At 70.1% G+C, this 18,803-nt stretch carries 16 protein-coding genes; 6 read left to right on the top strand and 10 right to left on the bottom strand.

Features of this window, described 5'->3' with window-relative positions:
* Window positions 1-334: 334 nt before the first annotated feature.
* The 5 genes from tyrS to ACRWNM_RS26570 form a co-directional block, all read right to left on the bottom strand.
* A complete protein-coding gene (gene tyrS / locus ACRWNM_RS26590; RefSeq protein WP_431970819.1) occupies window positions 335-1,624 on the bottom strand; it encodes a tyrosine--tRNA ligase in 1,290 nt (429 codons plus the stop codon).
* A gap of 285 nt (window positions 1,625-1,909) precedes the next feature.
* On the bottom strand, window positions 1,910-2,332 hold the full coding sequence (locus ACRWNM_RS26585; RefSeq protein WP_431970818.1) for a DoxX family protein: 423 nt from the start codon (window positions 2,330-2,332) through the stop codon (window positions 1,910-1,912).
* Between the two features lie 67 nt (window positions 2,333-2,399).
* Complete coding sequence (locus ACRWNM_RS26580; protein WP_431970817.1) at window positions 2,400-3,077, bottom strand: DNA-3-methyladenine glycosylase; 678 nt, start codon at window positions 3,075-3,077, stop codon at window positions 2,400-2,402.
* 212 nt (window positions 3,078-3,289) lie between these two features.
* On the bottom strand, window positions 3,290-4,177 hold the full coding sequence (locus tag ACRWNM_RS26575; protein ID WP_431970815.1) for an RNA polymerase sigma-70 factor: 888 nt from the start codon (window positions 4,175-4,177) through the stop codon (window positions 3,290-3,292).
* 41 nt (window positions 4,178-4,218) lie between these two features.
* Window positions 4,219-5,394 (bottom strand): NAD(P)/FAD-dependent oxidoreductase, encoded by a 1,176-nt coding sequence (locus ACRWNM_RS26570; protein WP_431970814.1) that lies wholly within the window; start codon window positions 5,392-5,394, stop codon window positions 4,219-4,221.
* 200 nt (window positions 5,395-5,594) lie between these two features.
* On the opposite strand from ACRWNM_RS26570, the gene ACRWNM_RS26565 reads away from it, so the two are divergent.
* The 4 genes from ACRWNM_RS26565 to ACRWNM_RS26550 all read left to right on the top strand — a co-directional run bounded on the left by ACRWNM_RS26565 (window position 5,595) and on the right by ACRWNM_RS26550 (window position 9,394).
* Window positions 5,595-7,118: a multicopper oxidase family protein gene (locus tag ACRWNM_RS26565; protein WP_431970813.1), complete on the top strand. Its 1,524-nt coding sequence runs from the start codon at window positions 5,595-5,597 to the stop codon at window positions 7,116-7,118.
* Window positions 7,119-7,200: 82 nt separating this feature from the next.
* Complete coding sequence (locus ACRWNM_RS26560) at window positions 7,201-7,932, top strand: ABC transporter ATP-binding protein (RefSeq protein ID WP_431970812.1); 732 nt, start codon at window positions 7,201-7,203, stop codon at window positions 7,930-7,932.
* Window positions 7,929-8,723, top strand: a complete 795-nt coding sequence (locus ACRWNM_RS26555; protein WP_431970811.1) for an ABC transporter permease — start codon at window positions 7,929-7,931, stop codon at window positions 8,721-8,723. The genes ACRWNM_RS26560 and ACRWNM_RS26555 overlap by 4 nt, the downstream gene beginning before the upstream one ends.
* On the top strand, window positions 8,720-9,394 hold the full coding sequence (locus ACRWNM_RS26550) for a TetR family transcriptional regulator (protein ID WP_431970810.1): 675 nt from the start codon (window positions 8,720-8,722) through the stop codon (window positions 9,392-9,394). Before ACRWNM_RS26555 ends, ACRWNM_RS26550 begins: the two co-directional genes overlap by 4 nt.
* A 39-nt stretch (window positions 9,395-9,433) precedes the next feature.
* Here the strand turns inward: ACRWNM_RS26550 and ACRWNM_RS26545 are convergent, their stop codons facing one another.
* The 3 genes from ACRWNM_RS26545 to ACRWNM_RS26535 all read right to left on the bottom strand — a co-directional run bounded on the left by ACRWNM_RS26545 (window position 9,434) and on the right by ACRWNM_RS26535 (window position 12,548).
* Window positions 9,434-9,652: a Trm112 family protein gene (locus ACRWNM_RS26545; RefSeq protein ID WP_357410849.1), complete on the bottom strand. Its 219-nt coding sequence runs from the start codon at window positions 9,650-9,652 to the stop codon at window positions 9,434-9,436.
* A 10-nt stretch (window positions 9,653-9,662) separates the two neighbouring features.
* Window positions 9,663-10,151, bottom strand: a complete 489-nt coding sequence (locus ACRWNM_RS26540) for a GtrA family protein (protein ID WP_431970809.1) — start codon at window positions 10,149-10,151, stop codon at window positions 9,663-9,665.
* 102 nt (window positions 10,152-10,253) lie between these two features.
* Complete coding sequence (locus ACRWNM_RS26535) at window positions 10,254-12,548, bottom strand: hypothetical protein (protein WP_431970808.1); 2,295 nt, start codon at window positions 12,546-12,548, stop codon at window positions 10,254-10,256.
* 200 nt (window positions 12,549-12,748) lie between these two features.
* Here ACRWNM_RS26535 and ACRWNM_RS26530 point away from each other — a divergent pair, with 200 nt between their 5' ends.
* Together ACRWNM_RS26530 and rffA are read left to right on the top strand one after the other, a co-directional pair.
* The gene (locus ACRWNM_RS26530; protein WP_431970807.1) at window positions 12,749-13,873 is read left to right on the top strand and encodes a glycosyltransferase family 2 protein; all 1,125 of its coding nucleotides are present in this window, start codon (window positions 12,749-12,751) and stop codon (window positions 13,871-13,873) included.
* On the top strand, window positions 13,863-15,002 hold the full coding sequence (rffA, locus tag ACRWNM_RS26525; protein WP_431970806.1) for a dTDP-4-amino-4,6-dideoxygalactose transaminase: 1,140 nt from the start codon (window positions 13,863-13,865) through the stop codon (window positions 15,000-15,002). Before ACRWNM_RS26530 ends, rffA begins: the two co-directional genes overlap by 11 nt.
* A 55-nt stretch (window positions 15,003-15,057) precedes the next feature.
* Here the strand turns inward: rffA and ACRWNM_RS26520 are convergent, their stop codons facing one another.
* Window positions 15,058-15,657, bottom strand: a complete 600-nt coding sequence (locus ACRWNM_RS26520) for a methionine biosynthesis protein MetW (protein ID WP_431970805.1) — start codon at window positions 15,655-15,657, stop codon at window positions 15,058-15,060.
* Window positions 15,658-15,810: 153 nt separating this feature from the next.
* Complete coding sequence (locus ACRWNM_RS26515; protein WP_431970804.1) at window positions 15,811-18,759, bottom strand: acyl-CoA synthetase; 2,949 nt, start codon at window positions 18,757-18,759, stop codon at window positions 15,811-15,813.
* Window positions 18,760-18,803 lie beyond the last annotated feature (44 nt).

Below are 18,803 nucleotides of genomic sequence, written 5' to 3'. Positions count from 1 at the left end.
CCGTCCGCGCCAGTCTTACCCGGTGCTTCTGAGAGGCAACTTTCCCAGCCTAACCGGCCTCCCTCGCAGAGTCAAGTCTGCTCGATCGTCCTGGTCCTTGCGGGCCGCCAGGCGCTCCTCGTCCTACCTCGTGTCCCGGTCCTCGCCCAGCCTCTCGGCTTGGCGTCTCGGCTCCGGGTCGGTGTCCGTGTCGCTCTGACGTTGAATAAGTTACGCGGCGGGGAACGCGGCGTCAAATCCGCACTACACGGATGTAATTCCGCAGGTCAGGAGCTTGCGATGGGGCCGACAAACGGCTTGGGCCACACGAATGTGACCCAAGACACCAAGATCATCAAGCGGTCGCACGCCTGACGCCCGCGATATTGCGCTTGCCTCGGCGCACCACCAACCAGCGTCCGTGCAGGTAGTCGCCCTCGTCCGGGGTCCATTCGAGGTCGGAGATCTTCTGGTTGTTGACCGAAGCACCGCCCTCGTTCACCGCGCGACGGGCCGCGCCGCGGCTTTCGGACAGGCCGGTGGCGACCAGCAGATCGACGATGGTGTCCACCTGACCGGGCGCGACCTCGGCCACGGCGCCGTCGATCGCGGCTTCCTGCAGCGCGGCGGACAGCGTCGCCTCGTCCAGCTCGCGCAGTTCACCGCGACCGAAGAGGGCCTGGCTCGCCAGCTGGACGGCGCGGGTGTGTTCCTCCCCGTGCACCAGGTTGGTCATCTCGGCGGCCAGCCTGCGCTGGGCTTCCCGCGCATGCGGACGTTCCGCCGTCGCCTTTTCCAGCTCGGCCAGTTCCTCGCGGCCGAGGAAGGTGAACCACCGCAGGTACCGGACGACGTCGGCGTCGGCGGTGTTGACGAAGTACTGGTACCAGGCGTACGGGCTGGTCATCTCCGGATCGAGCCAGAGGCTGCCGCCGCCGGTGGACTTGCCGAACTTCTTGCCGTCGGCCGAGGTCACCAGCGGCACGGTGAGCGCGTGCACCGCCTCGCCGTCCACCCGCCGGTTCAGTTCGACGCCGGCGATGATGTTGCCCCACTGATCCGAGCCGCCGACCTGCAACCGGCACCCGTGGGTGCGCCGCAGCTGCAGGTAGTCGTTGGCCTGCAGCAGCATGTAGCTGAACTCGGTGTACGAGATGCCCTCGCCGTCCAGGCGGCGCTTGATGGTGTCGCGGGCCAGCATGACGTTGACCGAGAAGTGCTTGCCGATATCGCGCAGGAAGTCGACGGCGGTGAGCTGTCCGGTCCAGTCCATGTTGTTGGCGATGATCGCGCCGGTGGGCGAGTCGTCCAGGTCGACGAACCGCTCCAGCTGCGACCGGATCCGCTGCGCCCACTCGGCCACCGTGTCGGTCGAGTTCATGGCGCGTTCGCCGACGTCGCGCGGGTCGCCGATCAGGCCGGTCGCGCCGCCGGCCAGAACGATCGGCCGGTGTCCGGCGCGCTGGAAGCGCTTCAGCGCCAGCAGAGGGACCAGGTGTCCGGCGTGCAGGCTGGCCGCGGTCGGGTCGAAACCGGCATACAGCGTCAACGGCCCGTCGGCCAGCGCCGCGCGCAGGGCGTCGAGGTCGGTGGACTGCGCGATCAGTCCGCGCCAGGTCAGTTCGTCGATGATGTCGCCGCTCACGCCGTCCCATCTTTCCGCACCGCTGTCCTGCGCCGATGCGCAGGTACCGGGGGCGATTCTCCGCGCGGCGCCGCCGCAGAGCCAGGGAATTTCCGCCGCGCGGGTCCCGCACCGCCTGTTGGACCGAAATCAGCCCGCACGCCTGCGCTGCGGCGAGCTCGCGGACATGCTGAGCGGGCCAGAACCGCCACCGCCTTGCGCTCAGCGCTCCGGGGACGCCGCACACGCGACGACCCGGCGACCGGAAGGGCGCGCCTTCCGACCACCGGGTGGACGTCGAATCGTTCAGCGGGACAAGCGATCCCGCAGCGCGACGAGACCGTCACGGCGCTCCCACGCGAGCCAGGCGAACATCGCGGCCAGCACCAGCGGGAAGACGGCATAAGAGGGCGCGTCCAGGACGAAGGCCTGGGTGGCCGCGGCGAAGACCATGGTGATCGACAGTCCGGCCGCGGCGGCGCCTGCCAGCCGCCCGATCAGCAGGCCGAGGCCGCCCGCCACCTCGACGAGGCCGGTGAAGTACATGAACCAGTCGCCGAAGCCGATCGCGTCGAAGACCCGCACGGCGTCCGCCTGGGCGACGAACTTCGGGATTCCCGAGGCGATGACGAAGAACAGGCCGAGCAGGATTTGCAGGGTCCACAGCACGCGATTGCGGATCGTGCCCGGGCGGGTGGTGGTCGGGGCGGGGGCGGTGATGGCGGTCATGTCCGTGTCCTTCGGTTCGGTCGCGCCGGGCGCGGCGCGTTCTCCCGATAAGACGGGGGACGCGCGCCTAATTCATCGCACCGCCTCGAGTGTTCCGCCGAACGTGTCCACCCGCTCCGGGGACGACAGCGGGGGCGGCGGCGAGTGGCGCGCGCGGACTCCGCCGGTACGCCGAGACCGCGGGCGAGGACGGCAACCAGAACCGCCACGGCCGATCGGCGGCCACGCTGACTCCGACGCGCGGGCCGCTGGCGATCTGGGCAGCGTCGATGACGCCGTCCAGCTCCAGCCGGATCGGCGAGGCCGGATCGAACAGCGGCGTGCCGTAGTCGTCCAGGGTGATGCCGAGGACGGTCCCCAGGTTCCCCGGGCCCCGGCCGAGGTCGGTGTCGGAGCGGGCCGCGGGCCTACGCCCACGTGCGACCCCCAGGCCATCGATCACCTCACCGGCCCGCACCAGCACCGCACTGGCCGCGCCGTCGGGTCCACTGGTCACATTGATGCAGGTGTGCATGCCGTAGCTGAGATACACGTAGAGGAACCCCGCGGGACCGAACATCACCGCGTTGCGCGCGGTCCGTCCGCGCCCGGAGTGCGAGGCCGGGTCCGGCCACGGCCCGGCCGGGTCGCCGCCGTACGCCTCGACCTCGACGATCCGGACGGCCACGGGCCCCGACCGCAGCGTCGCGCCGAGCAGGCGACGGGCGGCGGCGGGCGGTTCGACCACGAGATCATCGACAGGCACGCGGCCATTCTCCCCGGCCGCGCCGTCAGCCGCTCGGCCGCCGCTCGTCGATCGGGCCCGGTGTTGATCGCCCCGGCGCTGAGTTACTCGTCGACTCAGCGCCTGCGCGCCCACGAAACGCAGCGCACCGCCGATCACCGACCCAACGGTCCAGCCATCAAGGCAACGACCCAGCATCCGGCGCTCATCGATCCAGCACACGGACGCGCCCATCAACCCAACGTCGATGCGCCCATGGACAGTCCCTTCAACTTCCCCGGGTTCACCTGGAAGCGCAGGTTCTCGATGCGGCCGTCCACCAGGTCGTAGGTGAACGCCGCGACCGGGACTTCGCCGATGCGGGCGAGCGCGCCGAGTTCGCCGTTGATGTGGGTGGGCTCGAGCACGATGCCCGCCGACTCGGGCTTGGCCAGCACACCGAGGATCCAGCGCGCGACGTGATCGGGGCCGTGCAGCGGACGGCGGGCCGCGGTGACCACGCCGCCGCCGTCGGACCAGCACGTCACCTCGGGGGCGAGCAGATCCATCAGCGCGTTCAGGTCGCCGCCCGCGCAGGCCGCCATGAACCGCTGGGTGACCTGCGCGCGTTCGGCGGTGTCGGTGTCGAAGCGCGGGCGGCGGGACTGCACGTGGGTGCGGGCGCGGTGCGCGATCTGCCGGATGGTGGCCTCGGGCCGGTCCAGGGTGTCGGCGATCTCTGCGTGGCTGTAGCCGAACACCTCGCGCAGCAGGAATACCGCGCGCTCGACCGGGGTGAGGGTTTCGAGCACCACCAGCATCGCAGTGGAGACGGTGTCGGCCAGCTCGGCATCCTCCGCGAAATCGGGTGTGGTGAGCAGTGGTTCGGGCAGCCATGGTCCCACGTAGGTCTCGCGGGTGGCCCTGGCCGAGGTGAGCCGGTTCAGGGACAGATTCGTCACGGTGCGCACCAGGTAGGACTTGGGGTGGCGCACCGCGGACCGATCGGCTTCGTTCCACTTCAGCCAGGCGTCCTGTAGGACGTCCTCCGCGTCGGTGACGGTGCCGAGCATCCGATAGGCGGTGGCGAACAGCAGCCGCCGATGTTCGATGAACGGATCGGGTTCCGGCGTCTCGGGCATCAGTCCATGCTCCTCGGTAAGGGACCGAGTCGGCAAACCGGTCAGTCTTTTACGCGGGTGGCGCGGCCGCCGTGCGAGAGCTGTACCGCGACGGTCATCTTCTTGCTGAGCCGGAAGGCCTTCGGCGGCGTGCTGCTGACGGTCTCCTTGTAGAGCGCCGCGGCGCGTCCAGTGAGGTGGAACCGCCCCGGGGTGTCGTCGGCACGGGTGAACTGGATGACCCCGTCGCGGCGGCCGAGGCTGACCGGCTGGTGGAAGTAGCCGAACCGGAACGGGCGAATTTTCTTGCCGCGCAACTCTTTCGCGATCGTGTCGGCAGTGTGGGCGGCCGTGGGCATGCCGCTCTGGCAGGTGCCGTGGATCACGCCCCAGGGTTGACGCACCGCCGCGGCGTCGCCGATGGCGCGAATAGTCGGATGCGATACCGACTTCAGCGTCCGATCGACGATGATCAGCCCGCGCTCGTCGGTCGCGATACCCGCCCGCGCGGCAAGTGGCGCGACGCGGACGCCCGCGGTCCACAGCGTCAGATCAGCGGGAACCAGTGTGCCGTCGGCCAATTCGACGGCGTCGGGCAGCACCTTGGTGACCGCCTGGCCGACGTTTCGGGTGACGCCGAGCCGGTCCAGCGCGCGGTGCAGATAGGCGCGGGCCCGCTCGCCCATCATCGCGCCGGGCTCCCCGGTGCTGATCAGGGTGACGCGCAGACCGGGGTGCTGATCGGCGATCTCGGCGGCGGCCTCGATACCGGTGAGCCCGCCACCGCAGACCGCGACCGCACCGCGCTGCGCGGCCACCTCCGCGAGACGTCCGGCGAAGCGATGCGCGACGCGCGGATCGTTCAGGGCCCAGGCGTGTTCGGCGACGCCGGGCACTCGCTCGGTGTCGGTGGCGCTGCCGAGGGCGTAGACGAGTTCGTCGTAGGGCAGCACGCGATCGTCGTCGACAGTGACCGATCGCGCCTCGGGGTCCACGGAAGTGGCCCAGCCCTGGACGAATTCGATGCCCGTGCCCGCGAGGATCTCGGGGATTCGGTAGTCGGCCAGCTCCTGCCCCGCGGCGACCTGGTGCATGCGCAGCCGCTCGGTGAACCGCGCGGACGGATTGACCAAGGTGATGCGCACGGGCAGGCGGCGGGTGCGCCGCGCCAGCCGCACGGCGGCCAGCATGCCCGTGTAGCCCGCGCCGAGGATGACGATGCGGTGTTCGGTGTTCATGGCGGTTGCTCCGATCGCTGGGTCGCTGGTGGGTGACGACCATGGGACAGACGACCCGCGCCGGACGTGACAGCCCTGGTTGTGAACTGAGTCACACGGCATGCGCACAGCGGCGCGTGGTCTTTTCCGGGGTCCATCCAGGGTCGAAATGGGGGCCGTCCCCGATGTCGCCGCCACCGCGAAATTCCTACCGTCGGTGCATGTCTTCGGTTTCCCGACCGCGCCGGTGGCGGCGGCTCTTCCTGGTACTCGCATCGCTCGTCGCGGTGATACTCGCCGCGGTGAGCGGCTGCGTCGGCTGGGTCTACGTCGACGCGGAGGTCTCCACCGTCGGCCGCACCGAGTTTCGCAACGAGCTCGCCGTACCGCCGCTGGCCGAGTCCCGCCTCGAGCCCGACGGGACGCGCCTGTTCGAGCTCGACATGCGCACGGGCAGCCGGGAATTCCGGCCCGGACAGGTGACGCCGACCTGGGGTTTCAACGGCGATTACCTCGGGCCGACGCTGCGCGCCCGGCGCGGTGAACAGGTCAGGGTCCGCGTCCGCAACGGGCTGCCCGAGGCGTCGACGGTGCACTGGCACGGCATGCATCTCCCGGCGGCCATGGACGGCGGCCCCCACCAGATGGTCGAGGCCGGCGCGACGTGGACGCCCGAGTGGACGGCGGACCAGCCGGCCGCGACGCTCTGGTACCACCCGCATCCGCACGGCGAGACGGAGGACCATGTGCGCCGCGGGCTGGCCGGGATGTTCCTCCTGGATGACGAGTCGACCGAAAGCCTGTCGCTACCAAGGAATTACGGCGTCGACGACCTGCCGGTCATCGTGCAGGACGTGACCTTCCGCGGCGCCGCTCTCGACGGCGCGCACAGCATGTTCCGCGATGTCGGTTTCCTCGGCGAGCAGACGATGGTCAACGGCACGCTGACCCCGTACCGCGAGGTCGGCGACGAACTGATCCGGCTGCGGCTGCTCAACGCCTCCACCGCGCGCGTCTACACCTTCGGCTTCGACGACGCACGCGCCTTCGCTCTCATCGGCACCGACGGCGGCCTGCTCGACCGCCCCGCCAGCATGCACCAGCTGCCGCTCTCGCCGGGCGAGCGCGCGGAGATCGTGGTGCGAATGCGCCCGGGCGAGCGAACCGTGTTGCGCAGCAACAAGTTGGACGCCGGTCTCGATTTCTGGACGCAACGCTTCGGCGGCGGCGGCGACACCTTCGACATCCTGCAACTGCGCGCGGCGACGACGCTGCGCCCCTCCCCCGCGCTGCCCGCCACGCTGGCGCCCGCGTCCACCCCGGACGGCGCCGACTCGGTGACGGAACGGCGCTTCGAACTCGACCTGAGCGGCATCAACGGCGCGCCGATGGCGATGGACCGCATCGATTTCGCCGTCACCCGCGGCACCACCGAGACCTGGATCGTGCACAACCGCGACGGCATGCCGCACAACTTCCACATCCACGACGTGCAGTTCCAGGTGCTCGCGGTCGGCGAGAGCGCACCGCCGCCGCACCTGTCCGGCCCCAAGGACACCGTCTTCCTCGCGCCGAACGACACGGTGCGCCTCGCGGTGCGCTTCGACGGGCCCGCCGATCCGGACACGCCGTACATGTATCACTGCCACCTGCTCTGGCACGAGGACCTCGGCATGATGGGCCAGTTCGTCGTCGTGGAGCCCGGAGGGGCGGCCGGGCGTCCGACGCATCGCCACGGGCATTGACACGCCACCTCTTGCCGCGGGCGGATACCGAGCGGTAAATTCATCGTACAGTGAATTCAACACTCGATGAATTGAGGCCGACATGTCTCATCCCCCGTCTTCCGCCGCGGTCGAGGTCGAGAACCTGACCGTCCAGCGCGGCAAACGCGAAGTCCTGCACGATATTTCGCTGACCATCCCGCGCGGCTCGATCACCGGGCTGCTTGGGCCGTCCGGCTGCGGCAAGACCACCCTGATGCGCAGCATCGTCGGCACCCAGATCGTGGCGTCCGGCGAGATCACCGCGCTCGGCCTGCCCGCGGGCGCGGCCGAGCTGCGCAGGCGCATCGGCTACGTCACCCAGGCGCCGAGCATCTACCCCGACCTCAGCGTGCGCGACAACGTCGCCTACTACGCCGCGCTGTACGGCCGCGACCGCGACGACACCGACATCGCCATCGCCGCCGTCGGCCTGCTCGACCACGCGGGCCAGCGCGGCGACGAGCTCTCCGGCGGGCAGCAGACCAGGGCGTCGCTGGCCTGCGCGCTGGTCGCCCAGCCGGATCTGCTCGTCCTCGACGAACCGACCGTCGGGCTCGACCCGGTCCTGCGGGTGGACCTGTGGAAGCAGTTCCACGAGCTGGCCGCGAACGGAACGACGCTGCTGGTCTCCAGCCACGTCATGGACGAGGCCGAGCACTGCGACCAGCTGCTCCTCATGCGCGAGGGCAAGGTGCTCGCCCAGCTCAGCCCCGACGAGCTGCGCGAACAGACCGGCGAACAGAACCTCGAGAAGGCCTTCCTCACCCTCATCACGATGGGACAAGCGGCATGACCACCACCGCCCTGCACCCGAGCGCACCCCGGTGGACGCTGCGCCCCTACGCCGCGACCACCACCCGCATCCTGCGCCAGCTGCGCAACGACCATCGCACCGTCGCCATGATCCTGGTGGTCCCCGCGCTGCTCATGACGCTGCTGTATTTCATCTATGCCGAGGCCCCGACCGCGCCGCACCAGCCGCTGACGTTGTTCGACCGGGTGGGCATCAGCATGCTCGGCATCCTGCCGTTCATCGTGATGTTCCTGATCACCGCGATCGCCATGCAGCGCGAACGCACCTCGGGCACCCTCGAACGGCTGCTGACCACGCCGCTGTCCAAACTGGATCTGCTCGGCGGCTACGGCACCGCCTTCTCGCTGGCCGCGGCCGCGCAAGCGACCGTCGCCTGCCTGGTGTCGTTCGGGCTGCTAGACCTCGAGGCGGCGGGCGATCCGGCATGGGTGGTGCTGATCGCGGTCGTCGACGCCATCTGCGGCGTCGCGCTCGGTCTGCTGGCAAGCGCCTTCGCCCGCACCGAGTTCCAGGCGGTGCAGTTCATGCCGGTGGTCGTCGCGCCACAGATCTTCCTGTGCGGCTTGCTCGTTCCGCGCGACCAGCTGCCCGGCTGGCTGCAACCGATCAGCGACCTGATGCCGCTGAGCTACGCGGTCGATGCGCTGCAACAGGTTTCGACCCATCCGGAGGCGACCGCGCAGATGTGGCGCGATATCGCCATCGTCGCCGCCTTCGCCATCGTGTCGCTGGCGCTCGGCGCGGCGACCCTACGGCGGCGGACCACATGAGCACGGGCGAACGCGCTTCGGCGAAACGCGGTGTCGCCGAACGGCAAGGGCGTTCGGGGCGGCGACCGGGCAGATCCGGCGCGCGGGAGGCGATCCTCGCCGCCGCCCGCGCCCGATTCGCCGAGGCCGGTTTCGACAAGACCTCGATCCGCGCCGTCGCGGCCGACGCGGGCGTCGACCCGGCGCTGGTGCACCACTATTTCGGCACCAAACAGCAGTTGTTCGCGGCGGTGGTCGAGCTTCCGGTGGACCCGGAGGCGACCCTGCGCATTCTGGAGACCGCGCCGCTGGACCGGCTCGGCGCGACGATGCTCGCCGCGGTGGTCGGCGTCTGGGATTCCCCCGCCGGGCCCGGCATCGTCGCGATGGTGCGCAGCATGCTCACCGGCGGCGAACCGGCCCTGGCCCGGACATTCGTGCTGGAAGTCGTGCTCGAGCGGGTCCGTCAGCGGATCGCCACCCCGGAGGACGACGGCCGCGCCAGGGTCGCGCTGGCCGCCTCGCAGATGATGGGCGTGCTGGTGGCCCGCAAGATCATCGGCGTCGAACCGATGGCGTCGATGCCGATCCCGGAGCTCGTCGCCGCCGTCGGCCCGACCTTGCAGCGTTATCTGACCGGCGATATCGGCACGGCCGCAAGCGAATCCGGGGCGGTCCGCGCGGTGCGCTGACCTACCGCCAGCGCCCGGGCGCAGACCCGTTCCGTGCGCTCAGGCGGTGAACGCCTCGTGCTCGGCGTCGGTGACATCGCGCGCCTCATCGATCAGCAGCACCGGAATGCCGTTCTCGATCGGGTACGCGCGGCGCAGTCGCGGGTTGTAGAGCAGCGCGGCGCCCGCGGCGTCGCGGACCAGCAGCAGCGGGCCCTTGTCCTGCGGGCAGGCGAGCAGGCTCAGCAGCGTGGCGTCCAACGCGGTTTCCTCCGGCATGATCGTGAACCTACCCGACCGAGCCGTCGCCCTCGACGACCGGGCGACGGCGGAACGAGATGTGCCGGTGCCCGAAGTAACTCGCCACCGCGACCAGGCCCATCACGACCACCGCCGACAGCTGCGCGGGCAGGTGCAACACCGTGACAGCCAGGTAGAGCAGCGCCGTGTTCAGCGCGAGACCACCCGAGTTCACCGCGACGAAGCCCGCGAAATCGCGCAGCACGTGGCCGCGCACCCGGAACACCAGGGTGCGATGCAGCACGAACGCGACGGTGATCCCGAGGGCGTAGGCCAGCGGCACCGCGGCGAGCGGCGCCCAGCCCGCGTCGGGCAGCACGGTCAGCCAGGCCACCGTCAGCGCCATGCCGAAGACCGTGTTGAACGCGCCGATCAGGGCGAAGGCGACCTCCTGCCTGCGCACCAGCCGCAGCAGCAGCCCCGACGCGGGCGGTTCGGCCGCCCCGGTGGCCGCGTTCGCACGCTGGTCCGTGCTCACGCCCCCACCTCGCCGCGCGCGCTCACGACTCCACCTCGCTGACGCTCGGCTCCGTCGTACGCGAGAGCGCACTGCGCCGATGGTTCACTCGCCGACGCTCGCTCACGAAACCACGTCCACGAGTTCCCGCTCCGGCTCGCCCGTCGGCCGCTCCTCGACGCCGGTGTCGTCGTCGCGCCGCCGGGACCGCACGTACATCCACTGCAACAGGCCGAGACCTGCGAGCCCGGCCACCGTGGTCGCGATGCCGATCTTCCAGCCCGGGGGACGCCAGGTCAGCACCAATTCGGCGTTCTGGGTGCCCGCGGGGACGTCGACGGCGACGAACGACTTGGCGACGGTGGTGATCGGAATCTGCTTACCGTCCAAGGTGACCCGGTACCCCGGCCAGCCGAGCCGGGCGAAGACGACGCGTCCGCCCTGCTCGGAGCTCACCCGCACGCGGCTGGTGGTGTCGGTCTCCGAGATCGACGTGGCGGTCACGTTCTTCGCGTCCGAGACCCGGCCGTTCACCGTGGAGACGGGCCCGTCGACGCGCTCCAGCACCGCGATGTAGCGCTCGTGGCCCGGGTAGTCCACCCACTTCCAGCCTTCGGGCGCGGCCTGCTCGCGTGCGTCGGGGAACAGCGCGCGCTGCAACACCACCCTGTCGAGCTTCATCAGGTCGACCAGCGGGCGTCCGGTGCTCTGCTCCGGCGCGAACATCCTGCGGTAGGCGTCCGGGCAGACGCTGCTGTCCCAGCGCATGCACAGCAGCTCACCGAAGTAGAAGTGGCCGGTGGGCGTGTAGCCGTTGACGTACTTCAGCTCCAGCGTCCTGGCGTAGTTGCCGAAGACCAGCGAACCGTAGGCGGCGTCGATGTCCCGGTCGGCGGGTTGCAGCAGGCCGCGCTCGCCGAGTTGGAGGGTGGTGCCGGTGAAATCGGGGAACTTCGCCATCGCTTCGGCGCGGTCGGCGGGCAGGTTCCACGGCATCGGCGTCGGCTGCGCGGCACTCACCTGGAAGTAGGCGATCGGGAACATGGCGACGATGGTCAGCGCAGCCGCGGCGGCGATGCCGCGGTCGCGGGCGAGCCACACCACCCCGGCGCCCACCGCCGCGATGCCGAGCGCCGCGACCACGTGCCAGAGCGCGTGATGCGGGTCGGCGGAGAAGGACCGCACCCACAGCGCGAGGATCAGCACACCGGCCGCGATGCCCCGGTTCTTCCAGTTCTGGAAGGTGCCGTAGCGGCCGAGCAGCACGCACACCAGCACCAGCAGGCCGATGGCGAGCATCGGCAGCACCCGCACCGGCCAGCGCAGCGGACCGATCGAGCCGGGCCCGGCGGTCCACATCAGCATGATGAGGGCGAACAGCGCGACGGCGCTCAGCTCGCGCCACGACTCCCGCGCCCGCTTCCAGTCGATGAACGCCAGCGCGGGGATCAGGAACCACGCGATGTAGGTCAGCGGCATCGGCTGCACGTAGCCCCACCAGGAGGTGAAGGCGGGCAGCGAACTGGGCAGGCTGGCGTTGAGCGACTCCGACCACGGCACGGTCAGGAATTGATCGTTGTTGATCTGCGCGGTGCCGCGCCAGGTCACCTTGGCCGAGAGCATGCTGGGCAGGAAGGTCAGCAGACCGGCCAGGCCCGCGCACGCGGAGACGGCCGTCAGCCGCGCGACGGGCTGCCACTTGCGTTGGTACACAAGCTCGCCGACCGCCACCGCGAGCAGCATCAGCGCGGCCTCGACGGCCGGGAAGATGTACTGGGTGGAGATCGTCAGGTACAGGAAGACGAAGACCGGGATCGGCCCGCCCGCGATGCGGCGGCGACGCGAGCCGGGCTCGTCGCTCGCGCCCGGCCCTCGGGTGTAGTGCACCGCCGACGCCCACGCGTGCACCATCCACGCGGTGCCGGTGAGCGCCGTCATCCAGCTGGCCTGATCGAAGAACAGGAAGAAGCCCGAGAGCGGGAACGCCACACCCGCCACCGCCGACCAGGCCGGGCGGGCGCCGTAGACAAGGCAGATCCGGTAGACGCCCGTCGCGGCGATGATGGAGAAGATCAGCTTGACGACGGTCGCGTACAGCGCCACGTTGTCCACCGAGGGCGCGATCAGATCGATCAGCAGCTGCGGCGGATTGAACAGGCCCGCGTCGTCCATCGTGTTGTTGCCCGACATCCACTGCTCGGGCACCATCACCGGGAACTGACCGTCGCGCAACGCCCGGCCCAGGCCGATCCACAGCGCGGTGTACTGCGATTCGGTGTCGTCGGTGAAGTAGTGGCGGACGTTGGCCAGCAGGACCGCCGCGTACCCCGCGATCACCCCGATCACGGTGATAGCGCCCCACCGGTATACGTCCCGTCGCGAGTGCGGCCGCGAGTCGAGTACTGCACTGTCGGTCACGAGTTCCAAACCCTACAGCCCACCGCAGCGCTTGGCATCGGCCGCCGAGGTGTTGATGATGGTCCGATGAACGAAGCGCCGTCTGGCATGAGCAGCACCGGAAGGCCCCGGACGCGTCGTGCTAGAGTTCACCGCGGCTCGGGCTCCGCTGTCCAGCGGGCAGTACCGGCACGCACCGTCATCGAAAGTTGATCCAGCTGATGCCGATTCCCTCCCCTCGCCCGCTCCGCTCCGACATCGTCGCGAACGGACGTCCCGGCGTCGACCGGCCGCACGGCATTTCCGTTGTGGTGCCGGTGTATCGGGGCGAGAACACCATCGGCGCACTGTCCGCCGAGTTGCACGCGCTCACCGCGGGCTCCCAGACGCCCGGCGGCATCGCGTTCGTGGTCGAGGAAATCATTCTGGTGCACGACAACGGGCCCGATCGCTCCGATGTCGTCCTTCAGGAGCTGGAGCGGACCTATCCCGCGGTGCGCACCGTCTGGCTGAGCCGCAATTTCGGTCAGGACGCCGCCACCATCGCCGGAATGTCGGCCGCGCGAGGCGACTGGATCGTCACCATGGACGAGGACGGTCAGCACGATCCGCGCTTCATCGGCGCGTTCCTCGACGCCGCGCTGACCAAGCGCGCGGACCTGGTCTATTCCAAGCCGACCAACACCCGCCCGCACGGTTTCCTGCGCAACCTCACCTCGCGCGGAGCCAAGATCGTGCTCGCGACCCTGTTCGCCTTCCCCGACTCGACCCGGTTCGAGAGCTACCGTCTGATCCGCGGCGACATCGGCCGCCAGCTCGCCGAGGTCGCCTCCAACGGCGTGTACCTCGACGTGGCGCTCACCTGGGTGGTCGGCACGGTCGCGCAGGAGCCGGTGGTGCTGCGCGCCGAGGGCCGCGAGGAATCCGGCTACAACTACCGCAGGCTGTTCTCGCTGTTCTGGAAGATGGTGCTGTGCAGCGGAACCCGCGGCCTGCGCCTGGTCAGCATGCTCGGCGTGACGCTGGCGCTGGCCGGCGTGGTGATGGCCGCTGTCGTCGTGTACGAGGCGCTGACCATGGACGGCTGGGCGCCGGAGGGCTGGGCCTCCACCATCGTGGTGCTGCTGCTGTGTTCCGGAGCGATCCTGTTCTCGCTCGGCCTCATCGCCGAATATCTCGGGGTCGCCCTGCACATCCTGGTGGGCAAGCCGCTGTACCTCACCGTCGACTCACCGACGCCGCGCCCGGCGCAACCGACGATCGCGGAGGACGTGACCGCGCCTGCGCCCGAGGCACGGGAACTGACCACGACCACGAGCAGGGGGACCGACCGGGTTGAGCACTGACCGCGTCATCTTCAGCCGCCCGTTCCGGGCGCGCCGGGAACTGGCCAACCTCGAGGCCGTGCTGGCCTCCGACCACAGCCATGGCGACGGGCAGTTCACCGCGTCGGCCACCGCGAAGCTGAAGACCATCACCGGGGCGCCGCACGCGCTGCTGACCACCTCCTGCACCTCCGCGCTGGAGATGGCCGGTCTGCTGCTCGAACTCGGCCCCCAGGACGAGGTGATCGTCCCGAGCTTCGCTTTCACCTCGACGGCCACCTCGATGGCGTTGCGCGGCGCGACCTGCGTCTTCGCCGACATCGACCCGGAGAGCGGCAACCTGGACCCGGAATCGGTGGCCGCCGCGGTCACCGAGCGCACCAAGGCCGTGGTGGTCATCCACTACGGCGGTGTGGCCGCGGACATGGACGGGCTGCTCGCGCTCGCCGCGCAGCACGGGTTCGCCGTCGTCGAGGACAACGCGCACGGGCTCGGCGGCAGCTATCGCGGACGCCCACTCGGCACGATCGGCACGCTGGGCACGCTCAGCTTCCACGACACCAAGAATGTGCACTGCGGCGAGGGCGGCGCGCTGCTGCTCACCGACGAGATCCTGATGGCCCGCGCGGAGATCATCCGGGAGAAGGGCACCGACCGCGCCCGGTTCCTGCGCGGCGCGGTGGACAAGTACTCCTGGCAGGACATCGGCTCCAGCTACCTGCCCAGCGAGCTCAACGCCGCGGTGCTCGACGCGCAGCTCGACGAGTTCGACACGATCCAATCCGGCAGGCACCGGGTGTGGGACGCCTACGCCGCGGGACTGGCCGACTGGGCGGCGCGCAACGACGTCCAGCTCATGACGGTGCCCGACGACCGCGCGCACACCGCGCACCTGTACTACCTGCGCACGCCCACCGAGCAGCGCCGCGACGACCTGATCGGCCATCTCGCCGGGCTCGGCATCTCGGCCCCGTTCCACTATGTGCCGCTGGACTCCAGTCCCGCGGGCCTGAAGCTCGGCCGCACGCCGCAGCCGTGCGTGCGCAGCGCCGAGTTCTCCGGAACCGTTGTGCGTCTTCCGCTGTGGCCGGATCTGCGCGACGACCAGGTGGGCAGGGTGATCGACGCGGTCACCGCCTTCACCGTCTGACCCGCCGCGCGACGCGGGCCGAGTGTCACCTCGGCCCGACGCGATGCCGGGACACTCAGGCGGACAGCACGTACAGTTTCTCGCGGCCGCCCGCGATCAGCGCTCGCTGCGCGACGCGCGGCTCGTAGCGGCGGAAGAACTCGTCGAGGGTGGCCTCGGTGAAGCGATGCGCCTGACGGCCGTCGCCCGCGTTGGTGAAGCGGCGGCCGACGGTGGACAGGACCCGGTTGCGGCTGGTCGCCAGGTTGCGGATCGGTTCGGCGACGATGACCGACTTGCGCGCCGCCGCGAGCATCCGGTCCAGCACCGGGCCCGGCTCGGGTAGGAAGTGGTAGAGACTGGCCTGCATCACCACGTAATCCGCCTCCGGCAGCAGCGCGTCCGAACGCATGTTCCAGACCAGTCCGCGGCCGCCGGCGCGGGAGACACCGGCGACGAAACGCTCGTTCAAATCCAGCCCGGTGTAGGCGACCGATTTGGCGCGCAGGTAGCGGGTGTACAGCGTCGCCGGACCGCAGCACACATCGACCACCTCGGCCCCGTCGGGCACCAGCCCGGCGATCGCGCCGTACCTGGCCGCGTAGTGGCGGCCGTACAGTCCGCGCATCAGCAGCTCGTACACGGCGCGATTGCGATAGATGAGGCTCTCACTCACCAAATACCCCTGAACGGTTGTCGGACGTCGGGTGCGGCCTCCGGCGCCGCGCGGGCTGACCCCGGCACAAACTATGCCAGCCGACGCCCGTGCGCGAATTGTCCGGGTGCGCGTGCCGGGGGCCAATCCGACGGATCTACAACGCGTTCCGGCTCAGTGGCCGAGGAGGTCGGCGGCCTCGGTCTCGGTGAGCACCTCGTAGTTCTCGGTTTTCCGGTCGTACCACCAGGTGAGCGGCCCCGGCTCCGGCCGCCCTGCCGCCTGCACCGCGCGGGTCGACGGGCGGTAGCTGGCGCTGCGCGGGATCTCGTCGACCACGTACACCAGGTCCGGTCGCTGATCGGGATCGAGAGCGTGCACCGCCTCGGTGACGTCCTTCAGCTCGAGGGTGAAGCCCTTCCGCACCGACACCGCCGCCACCGCGAGGCAGTGGTCGCCGACCGGCAGACCGTAGGCCACCTCCATGTCGACCGCGGTGATGTCGTTGAGCACGTCCACGATCGGCTGGCCGAACACCGGGCCGCGCGCGGTCTGGATCACCGTGTCCTTGCGGTCGACCAGCCAGAAGTCGCCGTCGCTGTCGCGGCGGAACAGATTCTCGGTCGGCATCCACGAGTCGCTCGCGCCGAACACGCCGCGCAGGCCGCCCGCGGAGATGTCGACGCCCTCCGAGGCCCTGCCGATCATCAGGCCGACCTCGTTGTCCGCGCAGCGGCGGGCGAACCCGGATTCGTCGACCAGGATGCGGCCCGCGATCGGGTCGTAGGCCACCAGTTCGACTTTGGCGGTGCCCGGCACCGGGCGGCCCTTGCAGCCCGCCTTCGCACCGGTCACATTGGCCAGCACCACGTCGCCCTCGATGGAGGCGTAGAACTCCAGCACCCGCGCGGGCTCGAACTGTTCGGTGGTGCGCCGCCACAGTCCGGCGGGCATACCGGAGCCGATGAACAGCCGGATCGGATGCCGGTGCCCGGCCGGGAACACGCCGGCGTCGAGGATGTCGCGCAGCATCGTCCAGGTGTAGGTCACCACCGTGACGCCGTAGCGATGCACCTCCTCGGCGAACTGGGCCGGGTCCAGCGACCTGGCCAGCGCGATGCGGCTGCCGCCCGCGATGGCGCCGCCGAGGCTGACCAGCAGACCCGACGAATGGTGCAGCGGCGCGAGGCAGTACACGGTGTCTTTGCGGTCCAGGTCGGCGCTGGTCGCGGTGCCGAAGGCCGACAGCGCCCAGCGGTGGTTGGTGATGTACTTGGTCTCCAGCCGATCGCCGGTGCCGGTCACCAGCACGAAGGCGAGTTCACGCGCCAGGCCGGGATCCGGGCGGTACCAGGCGGGCACCTGTACCTGAGTGGGATCGATCTGCTCCAGGTCGATCACATTGCCGCTCACCGGGATATCCAGTCCGCGCGCGTCGCCGCCGCCGAGCACCAGCACCCGCGCGCCGGTCGCCGCCGCGATGCGCAGGTTCTCCGGGTCCGCGATCACCGTCTCGGCGCCGGTCAGCTCGATCGCCCTGCCCAGCTCGCTGCCTGGTGCGAGCAGCACGGCCACCGCGCCGAGACGCGACAGCGCCGCCACCGTCACCAGGGCGCTCGGACGGGTCTCCATCACCACGCCGACCCGGGTCGCGGGCCGGATGCCTACCGAGATGAGGCCGCGCACCACGTTGTCGATGCGGACGTGCACCGCGGCGTTGGTGTGCACGCGATCGTCGAAGAGGAAGCACTCGCGCAGCGGCGCCCGCTTGGCCTGCTCGGCGAGCAGCTTGCCGAGCGAGATGCGGGTGTTGGGCTGGATCATCCCCAGCCGGGTCAGCCGGGGCAGCGCCCGCGCCGCCTCGCCCGCCAGCTCGATCGAGCCGCGCACGGTGTTGTTCGCGATGCCTTCCAGCGCCTTGCCGACCCCGGCGCCCGCCTCCGCCAGCGTCCCCGCCGTGTGCACCACGCGGGTGGCCGCCGAGCGCGGCCGGTTGGTCGGCACGTGCTCGGTCATCCGGAAGATCTCCGCGGGCAGCGGCTTGCCGCCGTCCATCCACTCCACCCACTGCCGTACCAGCGGCCAGGTGTGTTTGGTGGCCATGCTGCCCGCCACCAGACCGAAGTGGCCCGCGACCAGGCTGGCCTCGAACACTTCCGCGTTCGGCGCCGCGCGCACGATGCCGCGCACCGCGGCGGGCTGGCCGATGTCGTCCACCTCGCCGACGAAGGCGAGAATGGGGCACTTCAGCTCGGCCAGCGAGATCGGCTGGTCGCGAATCACGAACCCGCCAAGCATCATCCGGTTGTGCGCGACGAACTGCTTGAGCAGATCGGCGGCCGCGGGCCCGGCGTAGGCGACCCAGCCGTCGCTGTTCAGGAAGCGGCGCTGGCGCTCCTTGGGCAGCAGCGCCTCGCGGTCGTGCAGCTGGCGCAGGAAGTCGACCCTGGACTTCGCGGTCTTGACCGGGTCGAGCATCTGGAAGCCGAGACGCACCATCGAGTCGGTGATGGGCAGCCGGGTGACCACGTGGTCGGCCAGGAAGTCGGCCACATCCGAGACCAGCCCGTACGGCAGGCCGAACGGGATCCCCGCGACGATGTCGACCGGGCTGCCGAAGGTCACGATGCTCGCCACGCCCTTGCCGTAGCGGTAGGCGGTGGTCTGATAGGCGAACATGCCGCCCTGCGAGTAGCCCATCAGGTGCACACTGGCGCCGGTCGCCTCGCACACCGTGTCGATGGCGCTGCTCACCGCGAGGACATGGTCGGCGAGGTCACGCTCCCAGCCGCCCTCCTCGCTCGCCGGAGAACCGAAATCGACCACCCAGCAATCTATTCCGCCGCGGTGCAGGATGCCCACGGCGCCGCCTTCCGCGTTCACGTCCCAGATGTCGGCGTTGACCATGAGCGGCGGCACCAGCACCGCGACGGGACGGCCCGGCGTCGCGTCGTCGGGGAAGTAATGCCGCAGGCGATACATCCTGCGGCGCTCGACCACCTCGTAGGGCGACGACTCGACATCATGGGTGAGACCGCCGAAGCGGATCACCTCCAGGCCGTTCTGCGCGGTCGCCATCAACCGCTGCACCGAACCCACCAATTCCTTACCGAAGTTCACCATCGCTCCTGGCCCTACCCTGCAATGTGGCACACGACCTCCGCGCA

Source organism: Nocardia sp. bgisy134, from assembly GCF_965341865.1.
Lineage (GTDB): Bacteria > Actinomycetota > Actinomycetes > Mycobacteriales > Mycobacteriaceae > Nocardia.
This window is presented reverse-complemented; position numbering and strand designations above follow the sequence as displayed.

Excerpts from the sequence above, each read along its gene's own strand:
- ACRWNM_RS26565 (WP_431970813.1), top strand. The coding sequence starts at position 5,595 with ATGTCTTCGGTTTCCCGACCGCGCCGGTGGCGGCGGCTCTTCCTGGTA.
- ACRWNM_RS26560 (WP_431970812.1), top strand. The coding sequence starts at position 7,201 with ATGTCTCATCCCCCGTCTTCCGCCGCGGTCGAGGTCGAGAACCTGACC.
- ACRWNM_RS26515 (WP_431970804.1), bottom strand. The coding sequence starts at position 18,759 with ATGGTGAACTTCGGTAAGGAATTGGTGGGTTCGGTGCAGCGGTTGATG.
- ACRWNM_RS26575 (WP_431970815.1), bottom strand. The coding sequence starts at position 4,177 with ATGCCCGAGACGCCGGAACCCGATCCGTTCATCGAACATCGGCGGCTG.
- ACRWNM_RS26545 (WP_357410849.1), bottom strand. The coding sequence starts at position 9,652 with ATGCCGGAGGAAACCGCGTTGGACGCCACGCTGCTGAGCCTGCTCGCC.
- ACRWNM_RS26585 (WP_431970818.1), bottom strand. The coding sequence starts at position 2,332 with ATGACCGCCATCACCGCCCCCGCCCCGACCACCACCCGCCCGGGCACG.
- ACRWNM_RS26555 (WP_431970811.1), top strand. The coding sequence starts at position 7,929 with ATGACCACCACCGCCCTGCACCCGAGCGCACCCCGGTGGACGCTGCGC.
- ACRWNM_RS26570 (WP_431970814.1), bottom strand. The coding sequence starts at position 5,394 with ATGAACACCGAACACCGCATCGTCATCCTCGGCGCGGGCTACACGGGC.
- ACRWNM_RS26550 (WP_431970810.1), top strand. The coding sequence starts at position 8,720 with ATGAGCACGGGCGAACGCGCTTCGGCGAAACGCGGTGTCGCCGAACGG.
- ACRWNM_RS26530 (WP_431970807.1), top strand. The coding sequence starts at position 12,749 with ATGCCGATTCCCTCCCCTCGCCCGCTCCGCTCCGACATCGTCGCGAAC.